Consider the following 24,519-nt stretch of genomic DNA (forward strand, 5'->3'; position numbering starts at 1 on the left):
AATGGGAGACGTTATTGATATATATGGTTTATCACCTTTGCAAAAAGGAATACTGTTTCATACTTTATACGATCAAGATGATGAACATTCTTTTTCCTATATTGTACAAGTAGGTTTCTTGCTCGGGGGGCAATTGGATGTTGCTACTTTTGAAAAAGCTTGGGAATATGTTATTCAACGACATGAGGTTCTGCGCTCAGTATTTGTTTGGGAAGAAGTAGAAAAACCTCTACAAGCAGTTTACGAACGTCTTCCTTTTACTATTCATCAAGAGGATTGGAGTACCTATTCGCATGAGGAGAAGGAGAAGAAATTACAACAGTTTTTGACTGCAGATCGTAGGAAAGGATTTTTATTGGATGAAGCACCATTGATGAGAGTCACTGCGATTAAAGAAGCAAAAGAGGAAACGAGAATTATCTGGACACATCATCATATTTTGCTAGATGGATGGAGTGTGTCATTGGTCTTTAGTGAAGTGATGGAAGTTTATCTCAAGATGATAAAGGGAGAATTGTTGAATCTTCCTAAATCTCTTCCTTATAAAAAATATATCCAATGGATAAATAAACAAGATCAAAGTCAAGCAGAGGAATTTTGGAAAGAAGAATTAAAAGGATTCTATGCACCTACTCCATTAGCAATGGAAAGAAAGGATCAAGGACAAGAGAAGGGTTATGGAGAGTTTGCTTATCAAGTATCTGAGGAACTTACTGAGAGTTTACAAAAGTGGGTACGAAATAGTCGATTAACGTTGAATACGTTAGTACAAGGTGCATGGGCTTATTTGCTGAGTAGGTATAGCGGTGACAGTGACGTCGTATTTGGCGTAACTAGTGCTGGACGTCCTACTGATTTAATAGGAGCAGAGAATATGGTGGGGCTATTTATTAACACATTACCTACCAGAATTCGATTAACGGATAGTGCATCAGTAGTAGATTGGCTTCGTAAAATACAAATGAAAGAAATGGAACGAAGACAGTATGAGTATAATTCGTTGATAGATATTCAAGGCTGGAGTGAGGTTCCGCGAAATTGCTCCTTATTTCATACCTTGTATGTGTTTGAAAATTATCCAATTCAAGGTGAGAGAAATGATGATTTAAGATTACTAGATGTTAAAAGCACGGAACAAACAAATTATCCTTTAACACTCATTGTAATGCCCGGTAAGAAAATTACTTTAAAGTTGATGTATGATCGAAGCTATTTTAATGAAGAAACAATAAATCTGATTCAGAATCACTTATTGCAAATATTAATTCAGATGACGAAGAGCCTAGATTCAAAACTATTTGAAATTACTCATTTAACAGAAGAAGAACAAATACAGTTACTAGAGGAATGGAATTATACTCAAGTTAATTATTCGGCTGAAGGCATGATTCATACGATGTTTGAGGAGCAAGTAAAAAAAACACCGGAAGCAATCGCGGCTAGTTACGAAAATGAACAAATTACCTATAAAGAGTTGGAGAAGCGTGCAAATCAGTTAGCTCATTATTTACAAAAGCATGGTGTAGGCCCAGAGTCTCTAGTTGGGGTATATATGGAACGTTCATTACAAATGATGATAGCGTTATTAGGTATTCTAAAATCAGGAGCAGCGTATGTTCCACTTGACCCTACTTATCCAGAGAGTCGACTTCGATATATATTAGAGGATGCTGGAATCGAAGTACTAGTGACGGAAGAAAATTCTAAAAATTTGTTTGTATCTGAAAATATAGAAACGATTTGTATGAATAAAGATTACACTGCAATTGAAAAAGAAGAAACAACCCCATGTATAAGTGGTGTAACAGGAGAAAATTTAGCGTATGTTATGTATACTTCAGGATCTACAGGGAATCCAAAGGGAGTAATGATTGAGCATCATTCAGTAATTAATTATCTAGAATGGATGCAACATAAATATCCGCTTTCTGAAAAAGATGTGGTCTTGCAGAAAACGCCATTCTCATTTGATGTCTCTGTTTGGGAATTGTTTTGGGGCATTCATGTTGGTGCAAGTGTATCTTTCCTACCTCCAGGTGGAGAAAAAGATCCTTCTATTATAGCTGAAGTGATTAAACAACATCAGGTTACTATAGTTCAATTTGTACCTTCGATGTTATCTGTTTTCTTAGATTACTTCAATCATATTGAATTGAACATGAATTGTTCGTCCGTACGCCATGTATTTTCTGGTGGAGAAGAACTAAGTTCAGGGTTAGTTAGACGTTTTCAACAGAAATGGGATTATAGTGGACAAGTGAAATTAACCAACTTTTATGGGCCAACTGAAGCCACTATTTATGTCAATGCATTTGATATTCAGCCTAATCAAGAATTTGTTTCTATTGGGCAGCCAATACAGAACACGCAATTATATGTATTAGACCAAAATCAACGCTTGCAATCAATAGGAATTGAGGGTGAGTTATATATTGGTGGTGCTGGTTTAGCACGTGGATACTTAAATCGTCCGAATCTTACTGCTGAAAAATTCGTTTCGCACCCATTTCGATTGGGGGAACGACTATATCGAACAGGAGATTCAGTAAGATATCTAACTGATGGAAATATAGAATTTATAGGTAGAATGGATCATCAAGTCAAAATGCGTGGTTTTAGGATTGAATTAGGTGAAATTGAAGCCACTTTAGAAAAATGTTCGTTTATTAAAGAGGCTGTCGTATTAGTTAGAGAAGATCGTCCAGATGATCAACGATTGGTTGCATATGTAATAAGCGATGGAAATACCCAAGAGTGGAGAGAGTATTTACAAAAACAATTACCGAATCATATGATTCCAGCGCACTTTATAGAGTTAGAACATTTCCCGCTTACTCCAAATGGGAAAATTGACCGAAAGGCCTTGCCAGCACCTGATGAGCAAGCTATTGAAGATTTAAATGTGCTACCCCGGACGCCATCGGAAGAGCTTATTGCCTCGGTTTGGAGTCAAGTGTTAGGAACAGAAAATATTGGTATTCAGGATTCCTTCTTTGAACGTGGTGGGCACTCACTACTTGCTACTCAAATCGTCTCTAGATTGCAAGAACTGTTCCAAATTAAAATTCCATTACGTGAACTTTTCAAGCACGATACAGTGGAAGCATTGGCGAAACGAGTGAATCAGTTACGAAAAGAAGATAAAAAACGAGAGGTTGCTCCTCTTGTACCTATGAAACGAGAAGGAGTTATCCCACTTTCCTATGCGCAGAAACGTCTATGGTTTATTGATCAATTAATGCCAAATAGTGCTATGTACAATATTCATGCAGCGTGTCGCTTAACAGGTAAATGGTCAATTGAAGCATTGGAGGTCGGATGGAATCAATTGTTGGAGCGTCATGAATCATTAAGGACGACAATTCTAGAACAAGAGGGTGAACCTTTTCAACAGGTTCAATCTCATGTGTTCAGACATATTCCTCAAACGAATCTAACAGATCTTTCTTTGGAAGATAGGGAAAGAGAAATGAAACGCCTTATTCAAAACGAGGCGGAGGAACCATTTCATTTTGGACAAGATCCTCTGATTCGAACACGAATATTGAAAGTGGACAGGGAAGAATGGGTTCTCATTTGTACGATGCATCATATTATTTCAGATGGATGGTCAATGGGAATCTTACTTGAAGAATGGATGGCTTTTTATGAAGGAGCACTAACCGGAAAACCAGTGGAATTGAAGGAGTTATCTATCCAATATGCAGATTTTGTCATGTGGCAGAAGGAATGGCAAAAAGAGGAGAATTTGAATCAGCACCTTCAATATTGGAAGGAAGAATTATCTGGGGAACTACCGGTTTTACAATTACCGATGGATCGTCCTCGACCTGCAGTTCAAACCCATCGTGGTGCAAGTCAGTCCTTAATAGTGGCGAATTCCCTACAGGAAAAGCTCAAAGATTTAAGTTTGCAAGAAGGATGCACTTTATTTATGACATTGATGGCAGCGTATCAAAGCTTCCTTTCTCGTTATACAGGACAGGACGACATTATAGTTGGAAGCCCAATCGCTAATCGAAATGTGAAAGAGATTGAGGGATTAATAGGATTCTTTGCAAACACGTTGGTTTATCGAGCTGATTTCAGTGGAAATCCGACGTTCCAAGAATTATTGTCGCAGGTAAGAAAAAAAGCGCTAAAAGCATACGAGTATCAGGACATCCCATTTGAGAAAGTGGTAGAATTCGTAAAACCTGAACGGAATACAAGTCATTCACCAATATTCCAAACTATGTTTACTTTACAGAATACGAAACAAGAATTTCTTCAGCTATCTGAAAGACAAATGGAACTCATGGAAAGCCATGCTTCTGTTGCCAAATTTGATTTGAGTTTATTTGCTTCTGAGACGGAAGAAGGATTATCACTAACCTTTGAATATAATACTGATTTGTTTAATGATACAACTATTGAACGTATGGCAAGTCATTTTAAAAATTGGTTAAATCAAATTGTCTCTCATCCAAAATGTGTATTATCAGAACTGAATATGTTATCGAAAGTAGAATATAAGCAACTACTAGAGGGATGGAATAAATCGCGTTTTATAGATATGGAAGAAAGTACGATTCATACAATGTTTGAAGAACAGGTGAAAAAAACACCAGAAGCAATTGCAGTAGTGTGCGAAGATGAAGAACTAACATATCGAGAGTTGGACGAACGCTCGAATCAGTTGGCACATTATTTACAAAAAAATGGTGTAACATGCGAATCATTAGTTGGGATTTGCGTTACACGTTCATCTGAGATGATTGTCGGTCTCTTAGGAATTATGAAGGCGGGAGGAGCATATGTCCCAATTGATCCAGCGTATCCGGAAAGTCGACTGCAGTACATTTTAGAAGATGCTCAAATAAAGGTACTGGTGACACAGGAAAAGTTACAACAAAAAATGGTTATACCTAAATTCGTCAACGTGATTTGTATTGATCGTAATCGAGCAGAAATAGAACAAGAAGTAACTACAGTATGTACGAGTGAAGTGACGGGCGATAACTTAGCCTATATTATCTATACTTCAGGTTCCACTGGAAATCCAAAGGGAGTAATGATTGAGCACAGGAATACAGTAACAATGATTCATTGGGCGCATCGCACGTATTCCCGAAAGGAATTAGCGGGAGTGTTAGCTTCAACTTCGCTATCTTTTGATTTATCCGTTTTTGAATTATTTGTTCCCTTAACGATGGGTGGTAAGGTGATTGTCACTGAAAATGCTCTACATCTAGAGAAGTTGTCTACCAAAGGTGTAACTTTGGTTAATACTGTGCCATCGGTAGCGAAGGAACTGGTTCGAGCAAAAACAATCCCTTCTTCGGTAAAGGTGATGAATTTGGCTGGAGAACCATTGCCATATTCGCTTGTTCAAGATTTATACGAGAGAAGTACAATCGAAAAGGTGTACAACCTATATGGACCGTCCGAAGATACTACGTATTCCACGTATATGGAATTAGAAAAGGGTGTCATGCATAGGGTACCACCAATTGGTAAACCAATATTCAATACAGAAGTATATGTACTAAGTGCCGAACAAAAAATGGTTCCAATTGGTGTAGTTGGTGAGCTATACATTGGTGGATCAGGGTTAGCACGTGGATATTTAAACCGCCCTGACTTAACGCAAAATCTTTTTATATCGCATCCGTTTAAAGAAGGAGAGCGAGTATACCGGACTGGAGATCTAGTAAGGTATTTACCAGATGGAAATTTGGAGTATGTTGGACGAATTGATCATCAAGTAAAAATTCGTGGGTTCCGGATTGAACTAAGAGAAATTGAAGCGGCATTACAAAGGCATATATTAGTTAACGAAGCTATTGTAATGGTGCGGGAAGATTATCCTGGCGATCCACGTTTGATCGCCTATGTTGTAGGAGACGGGGATGCTCAAAAGTGGCGTGATTATCTCAAGGATCAACTACCAAATTATATGATTCCATCCTATTTTGTTGGATTAAATGCATTTCCACTCACTCCTAATGGGAAAATTGATAGGAAGGCTTTACCAGCACCAGAGAAGCAGGAGATAGCGAGTTGTTATATTGCCCCTCGTACGTCTACGGAAAAAACAATTGTTTCGATATGGCATGAAGTTTTAGGTATGGAAAACATCGGAATTCAGGATTCGTTTTTTGAAATTGGTGGACATTCATTACTTGCTACGCAAGCTGTTTCCAATCTTAAAGAGGCTTTTGGAATCGAGATACCATTGCATGATTTATTTATATTTCATACGGTGCAGCAATTGGCAGAACAGATTGATCAATTGCTCTATAACAAAAATCAAGAAATGCAGAATGATAGTAAGGAGAATGTAAGTCTTCAAGACTATATTCAAAAAGAAGCAGAAGTCAGTAATGATGAAGAATTATTAGAACTGCTTAAGCAATTAGAAGAGCTATCAGAGGAAGAAGCATATGGGATATTCGAGAGTAATTTGATTGAGGAAGGGGTAAAAAAATGAGAAGTGATTTACTTGCAAAGCTGAGTTCACTTTCTCCTGAGAAGAGAGCATGGCTTCAGAAGCAAATGCAAAAAAAGGAGAATAAAGAAGCACTCCCGTTGTCTTATGCACAACAACGTTTGTGGTTTATGGACAGATTTAACCCAAACAGTTCTTTATATAATATTCCAACAGTATGGCATCTAAAAGGAAATTGGATACCTGAAGCATTAGAGAAGGGATTCAATCGACTCATTGAACGTCATGAATCATTACGAACTGTTTTTAAAGAAATAGGAGAACAGCCTGTGCAACAAATTGTCGAATTCCTTCCTAGAGCATTACCTGTAAGGGATTACTCTCAACTTCCTCTAGAAGTAAAAGAAAAAGAGGTAGATAGTTTAATTGCGAGAGAAGCGCAAGAACCATTTGATTTAATGAATGGTCCTTTAATTCGTAATCAGCTTGTTCAATTAGAGAAGGATGAATGGTTATTACTGTGTACGATGCATCATATTATTTCTGATGCTTGGTCCATTGGTATATTCATGAATGAATGCCTCGCTTTCTATGAAGAAGAAACAGGCGGAAATCCTGCTAAATTAAGTTCATTATCTATTCAATATGCAGACTTTGCGAAGTGGCAAAAGGAGTGGTTGCAAGGTGATGTACTAAATCGTCAGCTTACGTATTGGCAGGAAGAATTGTCTGGTGAGCTTCCTATCTTACAACTGCCAGTGGATCGACCTCGACCGGTTAAGCAGACTTACTCTGGGGCTGCGCATCATGTGATTTTTCCTTATAAATTGCTCAGTCAATTGAAGGATATAAGTCGACAAGAAGGATCCACTTTATTTATGACTTTAATGGCCGCATACCAGAGCTTTCTCGCTCGTTATACGGGACAAAAAGATATTCTAGTTGGTAGCCCGATTGCAAATCGGAACCATAAGGGAGTAGAAGGATTAATTGGTTTCTTTGTTAATACATTGGTTTATCGATCAGATTTGAGTGGCACCCCTACTTTTCGGGAGATTTTGAACCAAACAAAGAAAAAGGCGTTAAAAGCTTACGAATATCAAGATATACCATTTGAAAAAATGGTAGAAGCTGTGCAACCTGAACGAAGCATGAGTCATTCCCCTATATTTCAGACCATGTTTACGCTACAGAATATAAAACAAGAACGACTAGATTTGCCTGATAGAAGTATTGAAATGGTAGAAAGTAATATGTCTATTGCTAAATTTGATTTGAGCTTAACTGCCTATGAAGTGGAAGAAGGTCTATTCGTCTCATTTGAATACAACACGGATTTATTTGATAGTAGTACCATTGCACGTATGGCAGGACATTTTGAGAACTGGCTAAATGAAATCACGTATCATCCAGATGAATCATATACAAAGCTGTCAATGTTATCGGATACTGAGCAAAAACAACTCTTAGAAGAATGGAATGATACGGACGTAGTTTATGGTCATGATTGTATGATTCATGAGCTATTTGAGCAACAAGTTGCACGGACACCTGATGCAGTGGCGGTAGTTTATGAGGGTGGAAAGCTAACGTATCAAGAACTAAATGAAAAATCGAATCAATTGGCACATTTTCTACAAAAACGAGGTATCGGACCTGAATCATTGGTTGGTATATGTATTGAACGTTCTCCTGATATGATTATCGGTCTCTTTGGGATTTTGAAGGCAGGTGGGGCTTATGTCCCACTGGACCCAAGTTATCCTGAAAACCGCCTGAGATATATTTTGGAGAATTCACAAATTCAAGTGCTGTTAACAAAAGAGGCACTACAGGACTGGTTACCTAAAGATATTCAAGCAATTTGTTTAGACCGGGATCAAGTGATGATTTCTAAAGAGAGTAATTTAGCTCCGGTAAGTGGAGTAACAGCAAATAACTTAGCCTATATTATATACACTTCGGGTTCGACGGGAAATCCAAAGGGGGTAATGATTGAACATCATTCCGTTATCAACCGCCTACAGTGGATGCAGAAAAAATACCCATTGTCCGGGGAGGATACAATCCTACAAAAGACACCGTTTTCATTTGATGTTTCTGTATGGGAATTATTTTGGTGGTCATTTGTAGGAGCACGTGTTTGTTTACTTCCACCAGGAGGAGAGAAAGATCCTGCGGTGATTGAGGGGTATATTGAACGATATCGCGTGTCCACCATGCACTTTGTTCCGTCGATGTTATCTACTTTCTTAGATTATATGGAACTATATAATTCGAAAAGGGATGTATCGTCTTTAATTCAAGTTTTTACTAGTGGAGAAGCGTTAAACACTGAGCAGGTTCGCCGGTTTAAGGGGATCTTTTACAATGTTCAGCAAACAAAGTTAATTAACTTGTATGGTCCTACTGAAGCAACTGTGGATGTGACTTATTACGATTGTGATTTAGAAAAAGAACCAATGCTTATTCCGATTGGTCGTCCGATTGATAATACAGAGTTGTATGTGTTAGATCAATATCAACAAGTGGTCCCGATTGGTGTGGCAGGGGAACTTTACCTTGGAGGAGTAGGATTGGCACGTGGCTACTTCAATCGACCGGATTTAACTACTGAACGTTTTATTCCGCATCCTTTTAAGGACGGGGAACGATTATATCGAACGGGTGACTTGGTGAGATATATGAATGATCGTAACTTAGAATATATTGGAAGAATAGATAACCAAGTTAAAATTAGAGGATTCCGAATTGAATTGGGAGAAATTGAAGCAGCTTTACATGATCACTCATCTGTAAAAGAGGCAGTCGTGTTGGTGAAGGAAGATCGACCAGGAGATAAGCAGTTAGTAGCTTATGTAGTGGGTGAAGGGGATACTGGAGAGTGGCGTGAATATCTCAAGAAGCAACTGCCACATTATATGGTTCCGGCATACTTTTTCAAAATTGAAGGTATGCCACTCACTCCAAATGGTAAGGTGAATCGGAAAGCCTTACTGGAATTAGAAGAACAGTTCATAAGTGAAGATATTACTTCATCACGAACACCAGTGGAGGAGCTTATCGTTTCCGTTTGGAGTCAAGTGTTAGGAATAAAAAATATTAGTGTTCAGGATTCCTTTTTTGAAATCGGTGGTCATTCACTACTAGCTACTCAAGTAGTGTCACGTTTACAGGGAATTTTTCAAATTGAATTACCAGTACGTGAACTATTTGAATATACAACGGTGGAGTCACTGGCAAAGCGATTAGATCAGTTACGTAAAGGAGATAAAAAACGAGAGATTCCGCCGCTAATACCAATGGAACGAGGAGAAGCTATCCCACTATCTTATGCCCAACAACGCTTATGGTTCATTGATCAATTTACACCTAATAGTGCCCTTTACAATATGCCAATGGTATGTCGCCTTACAGGGAATTGGCTACTTGAAGCATTGGAAACGGGATGGAATCAACTAATAGAACGTCATGAATCACTGCGGACGGTCTTTCACGAAGTGAACGGTCAACCCGTACAGCAAATTGAACCGTATGCTTTTCAATCAATTCCGAAAACGGATTTAACTATGCTTTCTTCTGAAGATCAAGAAGAAGAAGTTAAACGTTTAATTCAACAAGAAACAGAAGTGCCATTTGATTTAACAGAGGGTCCATTAATCAGGACAAGTATTTTGCATGTGGGAGAGGAAGAATGGATACTCCTTTGTACTCTACATCATATCATTTCAGATGGATGGTCAATGGGAATCCTACTTGAAGAATGGATGGCATTTTATGAGAAAGCAACGGATGGAAAGGTAGCGGAACTTGAACCATTACCGGTTCAATATGCAGACTTTGCTCAGTGGCAAAAAGGATGGCTAAAGGAGGAGGTGCTTAATCAACAACTTCAATATTGGAGGGAAGAATTGTCTGGGGAGCTTCCTGTACTCCAACTTCCTATGGATCGCCCGCGTCCCGCAATACAAACTCATCACGGGTCGACATACACTATGGTTCTGCCAAGCAGGCTACATGATAAATTGAATGAACTTAGTCGAAAAGAAGGGGCTACACTCTTCATGACGCTTTTAGCTGCATATCAAAGTTTTCTATCTCGTTATACGGGACAAGAAGATATTCTGGTCGGAAGCCCAATTGCGAATCGGAATTATAGAGAAATTGAAGGACTAATTGGTTTCTTCGTTAACACGCTGGTTTATCGAGCTAATTTGAGTGGTAGGCCGACATTTCAAGATGTACTATATCAGGTTCGTCAAAAGGCATTGAAGGCGTATGAATATCAAGATATTCCATTTGAAAAAATTGTAGAAGTTGTGCAACCGGAACGAAGTACAAGTCATTCGCCAATCTTCCAGACTATGTTCATCTTGCAAAATATGAAACAAGAGTTTCCGATGTTATCTAGTAGAAGTATTGAAATGATAGAAAGCCATAGTCCAATTGCAAAGTTTGATTTAAGTGTAATGGCAGCTGAGACGGAAGAGGGATTACTTTTTACTTTTGAGTACAATAAGGATTTATTCAATGCTACTACTATTGAACGGATGGCAGGACACTTTGAGAAATGGCTACATGAAGTTTCTCATCGCCCACAAAATCCGTTGCATGACCTGAGCATGCTATCAGAAACCGAGCGTACTTTGTTATTAGAAACATGGAATGACACAGTAATGGAAATGTCTTATCAGGGTCTTATTTGCGACAAATTTGAGGAGCAAGTAGCAAGGCGTCCTGATGCGATTGCGATAGTTGATCAAACAAAACAGTGGACTTATGGTGAACTGGATACACAAGCAAATCAGTTGGCAAATGTTTTACAGCGAAAGGGAGTAGCCCCAGAGTCAGTGGTAGGGGTTTATCTTCCGAGGTCAGCTGAGCTAATGGTAAGTTTACTAGGCATTTTAAAAGCTGGTGGAGCTTATGTCGTTTTAGATCCGTTGTATCCAAAATCAAGGTTAGAATACATGATTGAAGATGCAGGGATTCAATTTGTAGTGACGGCGGAAGGACAAGAAGGCCATTTCGCACACGTCGAAATGGTGAGGTTAGAAGAATTAACGGTGGAAAGCGTAATCGCACCTACACGTCAAATAAATCCAGAGAACTTAGCCTATATTGTTTATACCTCTGGTTCTACAGGAAAACCGAAGGGTGTCATGGTTGAATATCGCTCATTAATGAATATGGTTTCTTGGCATCAGGAAGTTTATCATATTTCAGCAGAGGATCGTGCGACTCAGATTGCAGGGGTTGCTTTTGATTCGGCTGTGCAGGAGATTTGGCCGTATCTAACTGCTGGCGCAGCACTCTACTTGTCAACAGAGGAACTGAGAATTAATCCAGAAGCACTAAGGGACTGGCTCATTGATTCACGAATAACAGCTAGCTTTGCACCTACGCCTATTCTGGAAAGGCTCTTGAAATTATCTTGGCCAGATAAAACGGATCTTCGTTTTATCATTACTGGTGGGGATCAATTAACGCAGTACCCATCTAACGATATTCCTTTTGTGGTAATTAATCAGTATGGTCCATCGGAAAATACCGTTGTTACCACAGATTGTTATGTACCTGTAGGAGTGACAACAGGTACGCCATCGATTGGTCGACCGATTGCAAATACAGAAGTTTATGTGTTAGATTCTCATCTTCAGCTAGTACCAATTGGCGTAATTGGAGATCTCTATATTGGAGGGAAGAGTCTTGCACGTGGATATGCTAATCGTCCGGATCTTACAAAGGAAAAATTTATTCCACATCCTTTCAAGTCAGGAGAACGTCTCTATTACACAGGAGACAAAGCAAGTTATCTTTCTGATGGTAATCTCCAGTTCCATGGACGTATAGATGACCAAGTGAAAATTCGTGGTTTCCGAATTGAATTGGGAGAAATAGAAGCTGTTTTGCAGGCGCATTCTTCTGTGAAAGAAGCAGTTGTATTGGTGCGAGAGGATAATCAAGGTGATAAGAGATTAGTAGCTTATGTAGTTGGTGAAGGAAGTGTCCATGAATGGCGAGAACATCTACAAACACATTTACCTAATTACATGGTTCCAACAAACTTTATTGAGATGGAATTTTTACCACTTACACCGAATGGAAAACTTGATTTGAAGGCATTGCCTATACTTAGTGAACAATTCGCTGAAAATACTGTATACCCAAGAACTCCGCTGGAAGAACTTATTGCTTCAGTGTGGAGTCAAGTGCTAGGAATAAGAGACATTGATGTTCAGGATTCTTTCTTTGAGCTCGGTGGTCACTCTCTACTTGCTACACAAGTGGTCTCACGCTTACAGGAAGTCTTTCAACTCAAATTGCCAGTACGTGAACTGTTCGAATATTCAACGGTCGAGGCATTATCGAAACGAATAGATCAGTTACGTAAGGGGAGCGAAAAACGAGAAATTCCACCATTGATGCCGATGGAACGAGGGGAAAATATTCCACTATCTTATGCCCAACAGCGCTTATGGTTTATTGATCAATTTGCACCTAATAGTGCACTTTATAATATGCCAATGGTATGCCGTCTTACAGGAAATTGGTTACCTGAGGCATTGGAGTTGGGATGGAATCAGTTGATAGAGCGTCATGAATCTTTGCGGACTGTATTTTATGAAGAGGATGGCCATCCTGTGCAGCAGATTCAACCGTACGTTTTCCGTCCGCTTCTGCAAATGGACTTAACTAAGCTTTCATTAGAGGAGCGAGAAAGAAAGTTGGAGCAATGGATTCAAACTGAAGTCGAATCTCCATTTGATTTAGAACAAGGGCCATTATTCCGTGGGAAACTCATAAGAATTTCAGAAGAAGAATGGATTCTTCTGTGTAATATGCATCATATTATCTCGGATGGGTGGTCGATGGAAATCTTGCTTCAAGAATGGATGGCATTTTATGAGAATGCGATTGGTGAAAAACAAGCAGAGCTGGAACCACTACCAGTTCAATATGCCGATTTTGCTCAGTGGCAAAGAGACTGGTTGAAAGATGAAGTACTATATCAACAACTTGCATATTGGAAGGAAGAATTATCTGGTGAGTTACCAGTCTTAATGTTGCCAATGGATCGTCCGCGTCCGCCAGTGCAAACCCACCATGGATTAACTCATAATGTTTTGTTGTCACGCTCATTACTGGATAAATTAAACGAACTAAGTCGTCAAGAAGGGGCCACACTTTTCATGACCTTATTGGCATCGTATCAAAGTTTCCTTGCTCGTTATACGGGACAAACGGATATTATTGTCGGCAGCCCAATTGCAAATCGAAATTATCGAGAAATTGAGGGGCTAATTGGTTTCTTTGTCAACACTTTGGTTTATCGAGCTGATTTAAGTAATGCACCGGCATTTCAAGAGTTGTTATCTCAAGTACGGATAAAAGCATTGAAAGCGTATGAGTATCAAGATGTTCCGTTTGAGAAAATTGTAGAGGTTATCCAACCTGAACGAAATACAAGCCATTCTCCGATTTTCCAAACCATGTTTACTTTGCAAAATACGGGACAGAAGCTACCAGAACTACATGGAAGAAATATAGAAGTAATGGAAAGTAATGCTCCAATCGCTAAGTTTGATTTAAGTTTAACTGCTGCAGAAGTGGAAGAGGGTTTATTACTTACTTTTGTTTATAGAACTGATTTATTTGACAGCTTAACTATTGAATCCATGGCTGAACATTTTGGGAACTGGTTGAATGTAATCGTGGAGAATCCTGATAAATCATTAGCTAAGTTGCCTATATTATCAGGATTACAGCAAAAACAGTTGGAGGAGTGGAATAATAATACTGTAGCATATCCACAGGAAAGTACGATTCATCAGCTGTTTGAAGAGCAAGTAAATCGTACACCTGATGCGGTAGCAGTGGTAGATGAAAAACAGCAGTTAACATATCGAGAGCTAAATGAAAAAGCTAATCAATTGGGCCACTATCTTCAGCAATGTGGGATTGGGACTGAATCATTAGTTGGAATTTGCTTTGAGCGTTCAGTTGAGATGATTGTTAGTATTATGGGGATCTGGAAGGCTGGGGCAGCATATGTTCCATTGGATCCATCATATCCAGAAAGTCGCCTACGATATATTTTGGAGGACACTGGAATTCAAGTATTAGTTACGAACGAGTCATTGGAAGATTGGATACCTAAAGAAATCAAGATAGTTTGTCTAGATAGGGATCAGGCAATGATTTCAAAAGAAAGCATTTTTTCACCAAAATGTGAAGTAACAGGAGAAAACCTAGCGTATGTTATCTATACTTCGGGATCGACGGGGAATCCAAAGGGTGTCTTGATACAGCATCATTCTGTAATAAACTTGTCGCATGGTTTACAAAAAGAGGTTTTCGAACATGAGATACCATCTAACATGCATGTCGGTTTAAATGCGTCAATTGCCTTTGATGCATCTATCCAGCAATTACAAATGCTGCTTTATGGTTCAAGTTTGTATATTATTCCAAGCGAAGTACGAAGTGATCCGGAGCAGTTTGTAGCTTATATTAGGGAGAATAAGTTAGAAATCTTTGATATAACACCTTCATTGCTTCAATTACTTATAGATGTCGGATTGTTAGAAACGTGCGATGGCGTTTATGTTCCAAGTAAGGTACTGGTTGGTGGTGAAGCGATTATGCCGTCATTATGGGAACAGCTAGTAGAGACTGATAAAATCCAGTTTTATAATGTATATGGTCCTACAGAATGTACGGTTGATGCAACATGCTATCATATCAAAAAAGATAGTAAGAGAGTAACAATTGGGCGTCCATTGCCTAACATCCAAACTTATGTATTAGATAGAAATAGGTTGCCAGTTCCAGTTGGTGTAATGGGGGAACTTTATATCGGAGGAGCAGGTCTAGCAAGGGGGTACTTGAATCGTCCAGAGTTAACATCCGAACGATTTATTTCTCATCCATTCAAAGAAGGCGAGAGGTTATATAGAACGGGTGATCTTGTGAGATATCTTCCTGATGGTAATATAGACTACTTAGGAAGAATGGATAATCAAGTGAAGATTAGAGGATTTCGAATTGAACTTGGAGAGATTGAGTCGACTTTACAAGAGCATGACTTGGTAAAAGAGGCAGTTGTAATGGTTAGGGAAAATCAGTCGGGAGATAAGAGGCTGGTAGCTTATGTAGTGGGCGAAGGCAGTTTAGAAGAATGGCGAGAGTATCTTAAAACAAAACTGCCAATCCATATGATACCTTCCTACTTTGTCGAAATGAAAGAATTACCGCTAACCATAAATGGAAAGATTGATCGGAAATCGTTACCTATACCAGATTATCAAGGAACACAAGAAGGATACGTGGCCTCAAGAAATGAACGTGAACATAAGCTTTCTATCATTTGGGAACGTGTGCTAGGTTCAAAACGTATTGGTATGAATGATAACTTCTTTGAAATTGGTGGAGATTCAATTCTTAGCATTCAGATTGTCGCGCGCGCGAAGCAAGCTGGTTTACAATTGACACCAAAACAAATATTTGAACACCAAACGATTGCTGAGTTGGCGCAAGTAGTCAAAGAAGAACAAGGTGTACAAGCTGAACAGGGAATTATAACTGGAGAGACGATACTTACACCTATTCAGCAAAGGTTTTTTGCACAAAATCATCCTAACCCACATCATTGGAATCAATCCATGTTCTTTAGAACGAAAGAGAAATTGGACATAGAATCACTGGAAAAGGCGGCAGGTAACCTTCTACTTCATCATGATGCTCTGCGTTTAAGATATGAACGTTTACCTAATGGGGCTTGGAAACAGTGGAATGAAGGAATAGAAGAACAATTGATGCTTACTGTCATTTCATTAGACGAAGTGCCGGAAGCGGATTGGCATCAGGTTATTCAAAAAGAGATTAATGTTGCACAAGAAAGTTTGAATTTACATGATGGTCCGCTAATGAGAATGGTGTATTTTGATGAAGGTGAGCACGCTGGCCGATTATTTTGGACAATTCATCATTTAGCCGTGGATGGTGTTTCTTGGCGAATTTTATTGGAAGATTTGCAAACAGCATATACGCAAGTAGTCCAAGGGCAGAAAATTCAATTACCTATGAAGAGTACATCTTTTAAAGAATGGTCGGAGAAATTACATCATTACGCTGAAACTGGACTATCAAAAGAAGTGCTACATTACTGGGAGGGGCAGGCTGAACAAGACGTAGTTAAATTGCCGGTAGATGGTACTATAAGTAATCCAGTAAGCGCAGTAACTGAGGAAATTACTGTGGTGTTAAATGAGAATGAGACCCGTATGTTATTGCAAGAGACTTTAAGCACTCACCGTGTCCAAATCAATGAAGTATTATTAGCAGCATTAGTCCAAGCTACGGCAGCATGTACGGGGCAGCCGATATTGAGCGTAGATTTAGAGGGACATGGTCGAGAAGAGATTATTGAAGATGTTGATTTATCGAGAACTGTGGGATGGTTTACAAGTATTTACCCAGTTCATTTAAATATTACTAGTGCTCATACGCCAATTGCAGCATTAAAAGCAGTTAAAGAACAAGTTCGCAAAATTCCTAATAAGGGTGTTGATTATGGGGTGTTGCGTTACATGAACGCAACAATGTGTGAGCAATTAAGCTCCCAATATACACCGTCTATTAGTTTTAACTATCTTGGACAATTTGACCAAATGTTTTCTAGCGATGCAATGTTTATTCCGGAGAATGAATTTAAGCGTTTAGATCATGCTGCCGGTTCCAAGCGATCGCATGTAATTGATGTAATTGGGGTTGTAACCGATGGAAAACTTCAGTTCACTTGGGTATACAATGTTGGACAATTTGCCAAATCAACGATTCAAAGTATTGCACAGAATATGCTATATCAACTGAGTACATTGATTCAATTTTCAGATAGAGAATCTGCACTGACCATTTCGGATTTTGCAATGGCTAATCTTAGCCAAGAAGGTTTGACAAATGTACTAAACAAAATGCATCGCGGAAAGAACAATCAGATTACTGATTTATATCCACTATCACCTTTGCAAGAAGGTATGATTTTCCACACATTGCATGACCAAGGGGATGAACATGTTGCACCGTATATAGTGCAATTGAGTTTTATGATTCGAGGAAAAATGAATATTCCTACATTTGAGCAGGCGTGGAAATCTGTAATTCAGCGGCATGAAATTTTTCGTACAGCATTTGTATGGGACGAAATTGAAGAACCTGTACAAGTGGTGTATGAAAATATCCCATTTAAAGTGAACAAAGAAGACTGGCGTACAATGACAAGTGAAGAGATAGAGGAAAAAAGAAAAGTCTTTTTGGCATTAGATCGAAAACAAGCCTTCCAATTTGATGAAGCACCATTGATGCGGGTAACAGTCATTCAAGAAGGTGAGGAAGAATATCGGATTGTTTGGACCCATCACCATATTTTACTGGATGGATGGAGTTTACCATTAGTATTTAATGAATTACTTACAGTCTATCAGAAGAGAATGAATGGAGAAGCTGTGAAGTTACCTAAGTCCTCACCATATAAGAAATATATCCAATGGTTAAGAGAGCAAGATAAGGAGCAGGCGGAACAATTCTGGAGAGAGAAGCTAAAAGGTTTTACTGCGCCAACTTTGCTGGGCTTAGAAAGTAAAGAGGAAGAAAAAGGTTACACAGAGAAGGTTACGTATTTATCAGAAGAGCAGACTCAAGCGTTACAAGGATGGGCGAAACGCAATAAACTTACTTTGAGTACAGTAATTCAAGGTGCATGGGCATATCTCATGAGCCGATATAGTGGGGAAAATGACATTGTTTTTGGTGTAACAAGCTCAGGGCGTTCTACGGAGATTATTGATGTTGAAAACATCGTAGGTCCTTTCATTACAACGTCACCGACGCGAATTCAATTGGTGGATGATATAAAATTAATAGATTGGTTGCAGAAGATACAAGAGGAAGAGATAGAAAGAAGACAATATGAGTATGCTTCTTTGACAGAGATTCAGGGGTGGAGTGAAGTTCCTAGAGGAATACCGCTGTTCAATAGTTTATATGTGTTTGAAAATTATCCAGTGAAAGAGGAGTCTTCAGAAAATCTGGAAATTGGTGAATTGGAAGGGGTAGAACAAACCCACTACCCATTAGGGTTAGCTGTAGTTCCAGGAATCCAGTTATCGTTAAAGTTAATGTATGACCGTAGTAAGTTTAATAGAGTAACCATTGAACGAATGCTGGGTCATTTACACCAAGTGTTAATGCAAATGCTCAAAAACATTGATCAAAATCTATCGGAGCTAGTATATATTACGGAAGCTGAACAAAGAAAGCTATTGGAAGAATGGAATAATAATACTATATCCTATCCACGTGAGAATGCAATCCATCAACTATTCGAAGAGCAAGTAAATCGTACGCCTGACGCGTTGGCAGTGGTAGATGAAAAACAGCAACTAACATATCGAGAGCTGAATGAAAGAGCTAATCAATTAGCCCATCATTTACAGAAATGTGGAATTGGGACAGAGTCATTAGTTGGCCTTTGCTTTGAGCGTTCAGTTGAGATGGTTGTTGGTCTCATGGGAATTTGGAAGGCTGGAGCAGCCTATGTTCCATTAGATCCATCGAATCCGGAAAGCCGCCTACAATATATTTTAGAAGACACAGGAATTAAAGTGTTAGTTACAAATGAAGTATTACTAGGCTGGATACCTAAAGACATTAAGACAGTTTGCCTAGATAGGGACCAAGCGATGCTTTCTCAAGAAAGCAAACTTTCACCAATATGTGAGGTAACAGGGGAAAACTTAGCGTATGTTATCTACACTTCTGGTTCGACAGGGAATCCAAAGGGGGCTTTAGTACAGCATCATTCTGTAATAAACCTATCATATGGTTTACAAAAAGAAGTTTTCTCACATGAGATACCTAGTAATATGTGCGTCGGTTTGAATGCGTCAATTGCCTTTGATGTATCTATTCAGCAATTACAAATGCTGCTGTATGGTTCAAGTTTATATATTATCCCAAGTGAAGTTCGCACTAATCCGGAACGATTTGTGTCTTATATTAGGGAGAATAAATTGGAAATGTTTGATATGACACCTTCATTACTTCAATTACTTATAGATGGAGGATTGCTAGAAATAAGTGCTGATGTTCATGTACCAAGTAAGATATTAGTCGGTGGTGAAGCAATTATGCCGTCATTATGGGAACAGCTAGTAGAGACCGAAAAAATTGATTTTTATAACGTATACGGTCCTACAGAATGTACGGTTGATGCAACATGCTATCATATCAAAAAAGATAGTAAGAGAGTAACAATTGGACGTCCGTTGCCGAACGTTCAAACTTATGTATTGGATAAAAATTTGTTACCTGTTCCAGTTGGTGTAACAGGTGAGCTATATATTGGGGGTGCAGGTATAGCGAGAGGATACTTGAATCGCCCAGAATTAACAGCAGAGCGATTCATCCGTCATCCATTTAATGAAGAAGAGCGTTTATATCGTACGGGAGATTTGGTTCGTTATTTACCTGATGGTAATTTAGATTACTTGAGAAGAATTGATAATCAAGTGAAAATTAGGGGCTTTCGTATTGAACTTGAAGAGATTGAAGCGAGTATAGAGAGGCATCCATTGGTAAAAGAAGCAGTAGTTTTGGCAACAGAGGATAAATTAGGAGAGCAGAGATTGGTTGCTTATGTAGTTGGAGATGGTAGTATGCATGAGTGGCGTGAGTATCTCAAGACACAAGTACCAAATTATATGGTTCCCGCACACTTTATTAAGGTAGACGAGATTCCTCTTACAACAAATGGCAAAGTTGATCGAAAGGCATTGAACAATTTAACTATTCATAGAGAAAATAACTTCTCTACACCAATCATTCCAAGGGATGAAATTGAATATCAGTTGATTAAAATCTGGCAGGATGTGTTACAGATAGAAGATGTCTATGTAAATGATGATTTCTTTAATAGAGGAGGACACTCTCTCCTTGTAATTAAATTAGTTTCAAAAATTAGGGAGAAGTTTGGAAAAGAGATTAAGGTGTCTACATTGATTAAGAATCCAACATTGGAAGGAATCGCATGCCTTATTCGTGATAAGCATGATATGACAAAATCTGTATCAGCGCTGGTTCCACTACAAGAATCAGAGAAAAGACCTTTCTTCTGTGTTCATCCGTTTATGGGGAATGTATTCTGTTACATTCAACTAGCAAGATTACTTAAGAACCATTGTTCATTTTATGGTTTACAGAATCCTCTTATAGAAAAGGGAGAAATTGATGAATTGACCTTGCCGGAAGTAATTCAACTTTACATTGAAGAAATCAAACGTGTTCAGCCAGAAGGTCCATATCGTCTTGGAGGATGGTCTTTAGGCGGTGCGATTGCTTATGAAATCGCAACTGTACTAAAGAATCAAGGTGAGGAAGTTGAGTTGTTGATACTAATGGATACTAAAGTACCTTCAGAGCAGGACTATAAAACAACGGAGGATATGCTCTCATATATATATGAGCATTTCATTTCTAGAGATTTTACTGAGCAGGGGGAAGGCCTCTTCCATGAACAAGATATGCTTGTAGAGCGATTAATTATGGAAGGAGTACTCCCGCCTGATGCAGATCTTATGAATTTGAAGCAAGTTATCAATGCTCATAGGAAATGCCTGAACATAATGGCAGATCATGATTTAATCCCATACTCTGGAGAAGTTCTCTACTTTAGTGCTGAGGAAGGAAAAGAGTTGTTTACAGATTGGGGACCTTTATTAAAAGGAAGAGTAAATAAGTATTCTGTCCCTGGATCACATGAGGAAATAGTAGACTTCCCCGCAGTTGAAAAGATAGCTAAGTACCTATTAAATGAGTTTGAAGGGATAAAAGAAACATCCCTTTCATTAACTGAAAAGTAGAGAGTGCAAAAGATGCAACGCTATGAATGAAAAGGGCAGCCCAATAACTGCAAATAAAGTGTAGGCAATAATGAATATATCAAGAGTATTAATTTTTAAGAGGATAATGGAAAATTTACTTGATAGAGACATAGAAACCTATATGAGTTGCTCATAGAATGATGTAAATCCTCTCTATTTTTTGTAATAGAAACTAATGCTTTGATGATATTATTGAGAAAAGGTGTATATTTTCATTGATATGTAAATATGCACCTTTTCTATTGTATTTGCAATTTAATAAAGTTAATTTGAATTTATGTAACGCACATATATGAAGCCATCTTTAAAAAAAGGAAGTGATTTATCATACACATTCAAGCTGTGAAAATACCAAAGAATATTGAAAGTCATTTGTTTAAGCAACTTAGTAACTTGGTTTCAAATGAGAAGAAAGAACGAATGAAGCGTTTATTAAACTCATGCGACGTTAATAGGACACTGATAGGGGATTTACTAATCCGATCTCTAATCTGCCAAAAGTATAAAATTAATAATGAAGAAATTAGATTTAAATATAATGAGTATGGAAAACCTTTTGTTGAAAATTTTTCTGACTTTCATTTTAATCTGTCACATTCAGGAGAATGGGTGGTTTGTACTACTGCTAATTTTAATGTGGGTATTGATATAGAAAAGGTTTCAGAGATAGAGGCGCTTAAATTAGCAAAAGAATTTTTTTCAGCGGATGAATTTTATGATATATCTAATATGAATTCTGATGAACAAATTAACTATTTTTATGATTTATGGACATTAAAAGAAAGCTATATAAAAACGATTGGAAAAGGGCTTTATACCCAATTAAATTCATTCTCTATAAAAAAAGAATCACGAACTTTAATTTTATACAAGAATATACCTAAGAATTTTTACTTTAAACAGTATAACATTGATCCAAATTATAAGTTATCTGCTTGTGCAACAAGGGATGAATTTCCGCAAGAGATAATAATTAAAGACATTTATGCAATTTGCCAAAATATATACAAATTTGAAAGTAAGGAGAAAATCAATGCAGAAGACTAAACTTTTTTGCTTTCCACATGCTGGGGGATCTGCGTTTAGTTACGCAAAATGGAAAAATCACTTTAATCCATATATTGAGGTAGTTCCGATAGAGTTAGCTGGTAGAGGATATAGAATTGAAGAAAACTTGTACCAAAGTATGGAAGAGGCAGTAAATGATGTCTACAATAAAATAGTTATGCAGATAGATGATTCGCCCTACATTCTATTCGGGCATAGCATGGGAAGTTTGATTGCCTATGAATTAGCCAGAAAAATAAAAGATTCTAAAAACGTATCGCCTGAATTTCTTGTTTTGTCCGGTAGAAATCATCCAAATAGTAAAATAAAAAATATCCGACATAATCTTTCTAATGAGCAATTTAAAAGAGAAGTTATTGCAATGGGAGGTACACCATCTGGGGTACTGCAATCAGAAGAATTAATGGAGATTTTTCTCCCTATTCTAAGAGCAGATTTTAAAATCGTTGAGACGTATATTCATGACAAAAATACACAACCATGTGATATTGATTTTCTTATATTTAATGGGGAAAATGATGAATTTACTACATATGATCAAGTAATAAAATGGGAACGATACACAAGTAAAACGTGTACTTTTCATTCTTTTGAAGGTAATCATTTCTTTCTAAATGAAAATATTGAAGAAATAGCAAATAGTATTAAAAGAAAGTTAGATTCTAAAAGATTATCAAATAGTTTTTAGAGTTTTATAAGTATGCTCATAGCTAACAAAGAAAAATATGAAAGATGAAAAATACAGGCATTGCTGAAATTTTATTGAATATATGCATAGAATCCTAAACGAACTGTTTAAAGGCAGAGACTCTAAGCAAAATGTATATGAATTAACTTTAGTTTAAGTTGGCTTTACCTATAATACCATTTAGAGTCTTTATTATACTTAGTACAAAGTACACAACAGTTAGAGAGGCTGTATGTAAAGCAAATGAATATGTGAAGTGAAAAGGCCGACTCTTATAATTATGAGTGGGCCTTTTGGTTTTATGGATATCAAATTAGTGAGCAACATTTCAAAGGGTATCTTGTGATATAACTAAGTAGAATTTTTTAAACAAGGGGATGATGAGATGAATAAATTGAAGGGGAAAATTGCATTAGTAACAGGGGCTAGTAGAGGAATAGGCCGAAGTATTGCATTACATTTGGCACATGCTGGTGCGTTAGTCGTTGTTCACTATAGTAAAAGAAACGAAGAAGCAGAAAGTGTAGTGGATAAAATTAAACAAGATGGCGGTTCCGCATTTGCGATTCGTGCAGACTTAAGTACTTTTAATGGCATTAATAACTTGTATGCAATGATGGATCAATCTCTTCAAAAATATATAGGCAATACTACATTTGATATCCTTGTAAACAACGCTGGAATTGGGCAGGTTTTAACATTAGAGGAATCTACAGAGGAGTCTTTTGATGAGGTTATGAATATTAATGTGAAAGCTCCATTTTTCATTATTCAGAAGGCTTTGCCACGTTTAAAAGATGGGGGACGGATTATAAATATTTCGTCTTTTGTCACAAGGGTAGCCTCCCCAAGTGTTTTTGCCTACAGTATATCTAAGGGGGCAATAAATACACTCACTCATACTTTAGCTCAACAACTTGGTGTTCGTGGTATTACAGTAAATGCAATTCTCCCAGGCATAATTAACACAGAAATGAATGCTGAGACATTGGGCAACCAAGATGGACAAAAATATGCTGCAGGTTTATCGACCTTTAATAGGTGGGGAGAACCTAATGATATAGCTGATATTGTAGGTTTTCTTTCATCATCAGACAGTCGTTGGATAACTGGTGAGTTAATTGATGCAAGTGGTGGATCTTGCTTATAATATTAGAGGAAAAGCCAACTTAAATTAAGTTGACTTTGCAATTCTATTATTTGTTTGTTAAACCAGTGAACTATGTACCATTTTTTAGTTCTTAGAATAGTCACCTTGAGATGGGGCCAAATGTAGTAAGTCAATTAGGGGAGAGAACTAATTATGCTTTAGTATGATTTATGATAAGTATAAATGGTAAAAAGCAATGAATATGCACAATTTCATATGTAAATAGGTACTTTTTGTTAAC

Annotated in this window: 5 protein-coding genes; all 5 read left to right on the forward strand. The window is 37.8% G+C overall.

Annotated features, from left to right (window positions below; genetic code table 11):
- The first annotated feature begins 1 nt into the window (after position 1).
- Positions 2-6,472 (forward strand): amino acid adenylation domain-containing protein, encoded by a 6,471-nt coding sequence (locus tag ACTFN4_RS22800; RefSeq protein ID WP_439962824.1) that lies wholly within the window; start codon positions 2-4, stop codon positions 6,470-6,472.
- Positions 6,469-21,351 (forward strand): non-ribosomal peptide synthase/polyketide synthase, encoded by a 14,883-nt coding sequence (locus ACTFN4_RS22805; RefSeq protein ID WP_439962825.1) that lies wholly within the window; start codon positions 6,469-6,471, stop codon positions 21,349-21,351. Before ACTFN4_RS22800 ends, ACTFN4_RS22805 begins: the two co-directional genes overlap by 4 nt.
- A gap of 363 nt (positions 21,352-21,714) precedes the next feature.
- A complete protein-coding gene (locus ACTFN4_RS22810; RefSeq protein ID WP_439962826.1) occupies positions 21,715-22,419 on the forward strand; it encodes a 4'-phosphopantetheinyl transferase family protein in 705 nt (234 codons plus the stop codon).
- Positions 22,406-23,128, forward strand: coding sequence for a thioesterase II family protein (locus tag ACTFN4_RS22815; protein WP_001172935.1), 723 nt, complete (start codon positions 22,406-22,408; stop codon positions 23,126-23,128). The genes ACTFN4_RS22810 and ACTFN4_RS22815 overlap by 14 nt, the downstream gene beginning before the upstream one ends.
- Before the next feature lie 385 nt (positions 23,129-23,513).
- Complete coding sequence (locus ACTFN4_RS22820) at positions 23,514-24,278, forward strand: SDR family oxidoreductase (RefSeq protein WP_001037510.1); 765 nt, start codon at positions 23,514-23,516, stop codon at positions 24,276-24,278.
- The last annotated feature ends 241 nt before the right edge of the window (positions 24,279-24,519 follow it).

The organism is Bacillus cereus group sp. MYBK95-2 (assembly GCF_051915225.1).
Taxonomy (GTDB): Bacteria; Bacillota; Bacilli; order Bacillales; family Bacillaceae_G; genus Bacillus_A; species Bacillus_A cereus.

Bases quoted from the DNA above. Each gene is read 5' to 3' on its own strand.
- ACTFN4_RS22800 (WP_439962824.1), top strand. From the start codon at position 2: ATGGGAGACGTTATTGATATATATGGTTTATCACCTTTGCAAAAAGGA.
- ACTFN4_RS22805 (WP_439962825.1), top strand. From the start codon at position 6,469: ATGAGAAGTGATTTACTTGCAAAGCTGAGTTCACTTTCTCCTGAGAAG.
- ACTFN4_RS22815 (WP_001172935.1), top strand. From the start codon at position 22,406: ATGCAGAAGACTAAACTTTTTTGCTTTCCACATGCTGGGGGATCTGCG.
- ACTFN4_RS22820 (WP_001037510.1), top strand. From the start codon at position 23,514: ATGAATAAATTGAAGGGGAAAATTGCATTAGTAACAGGGGCTAGTAGA.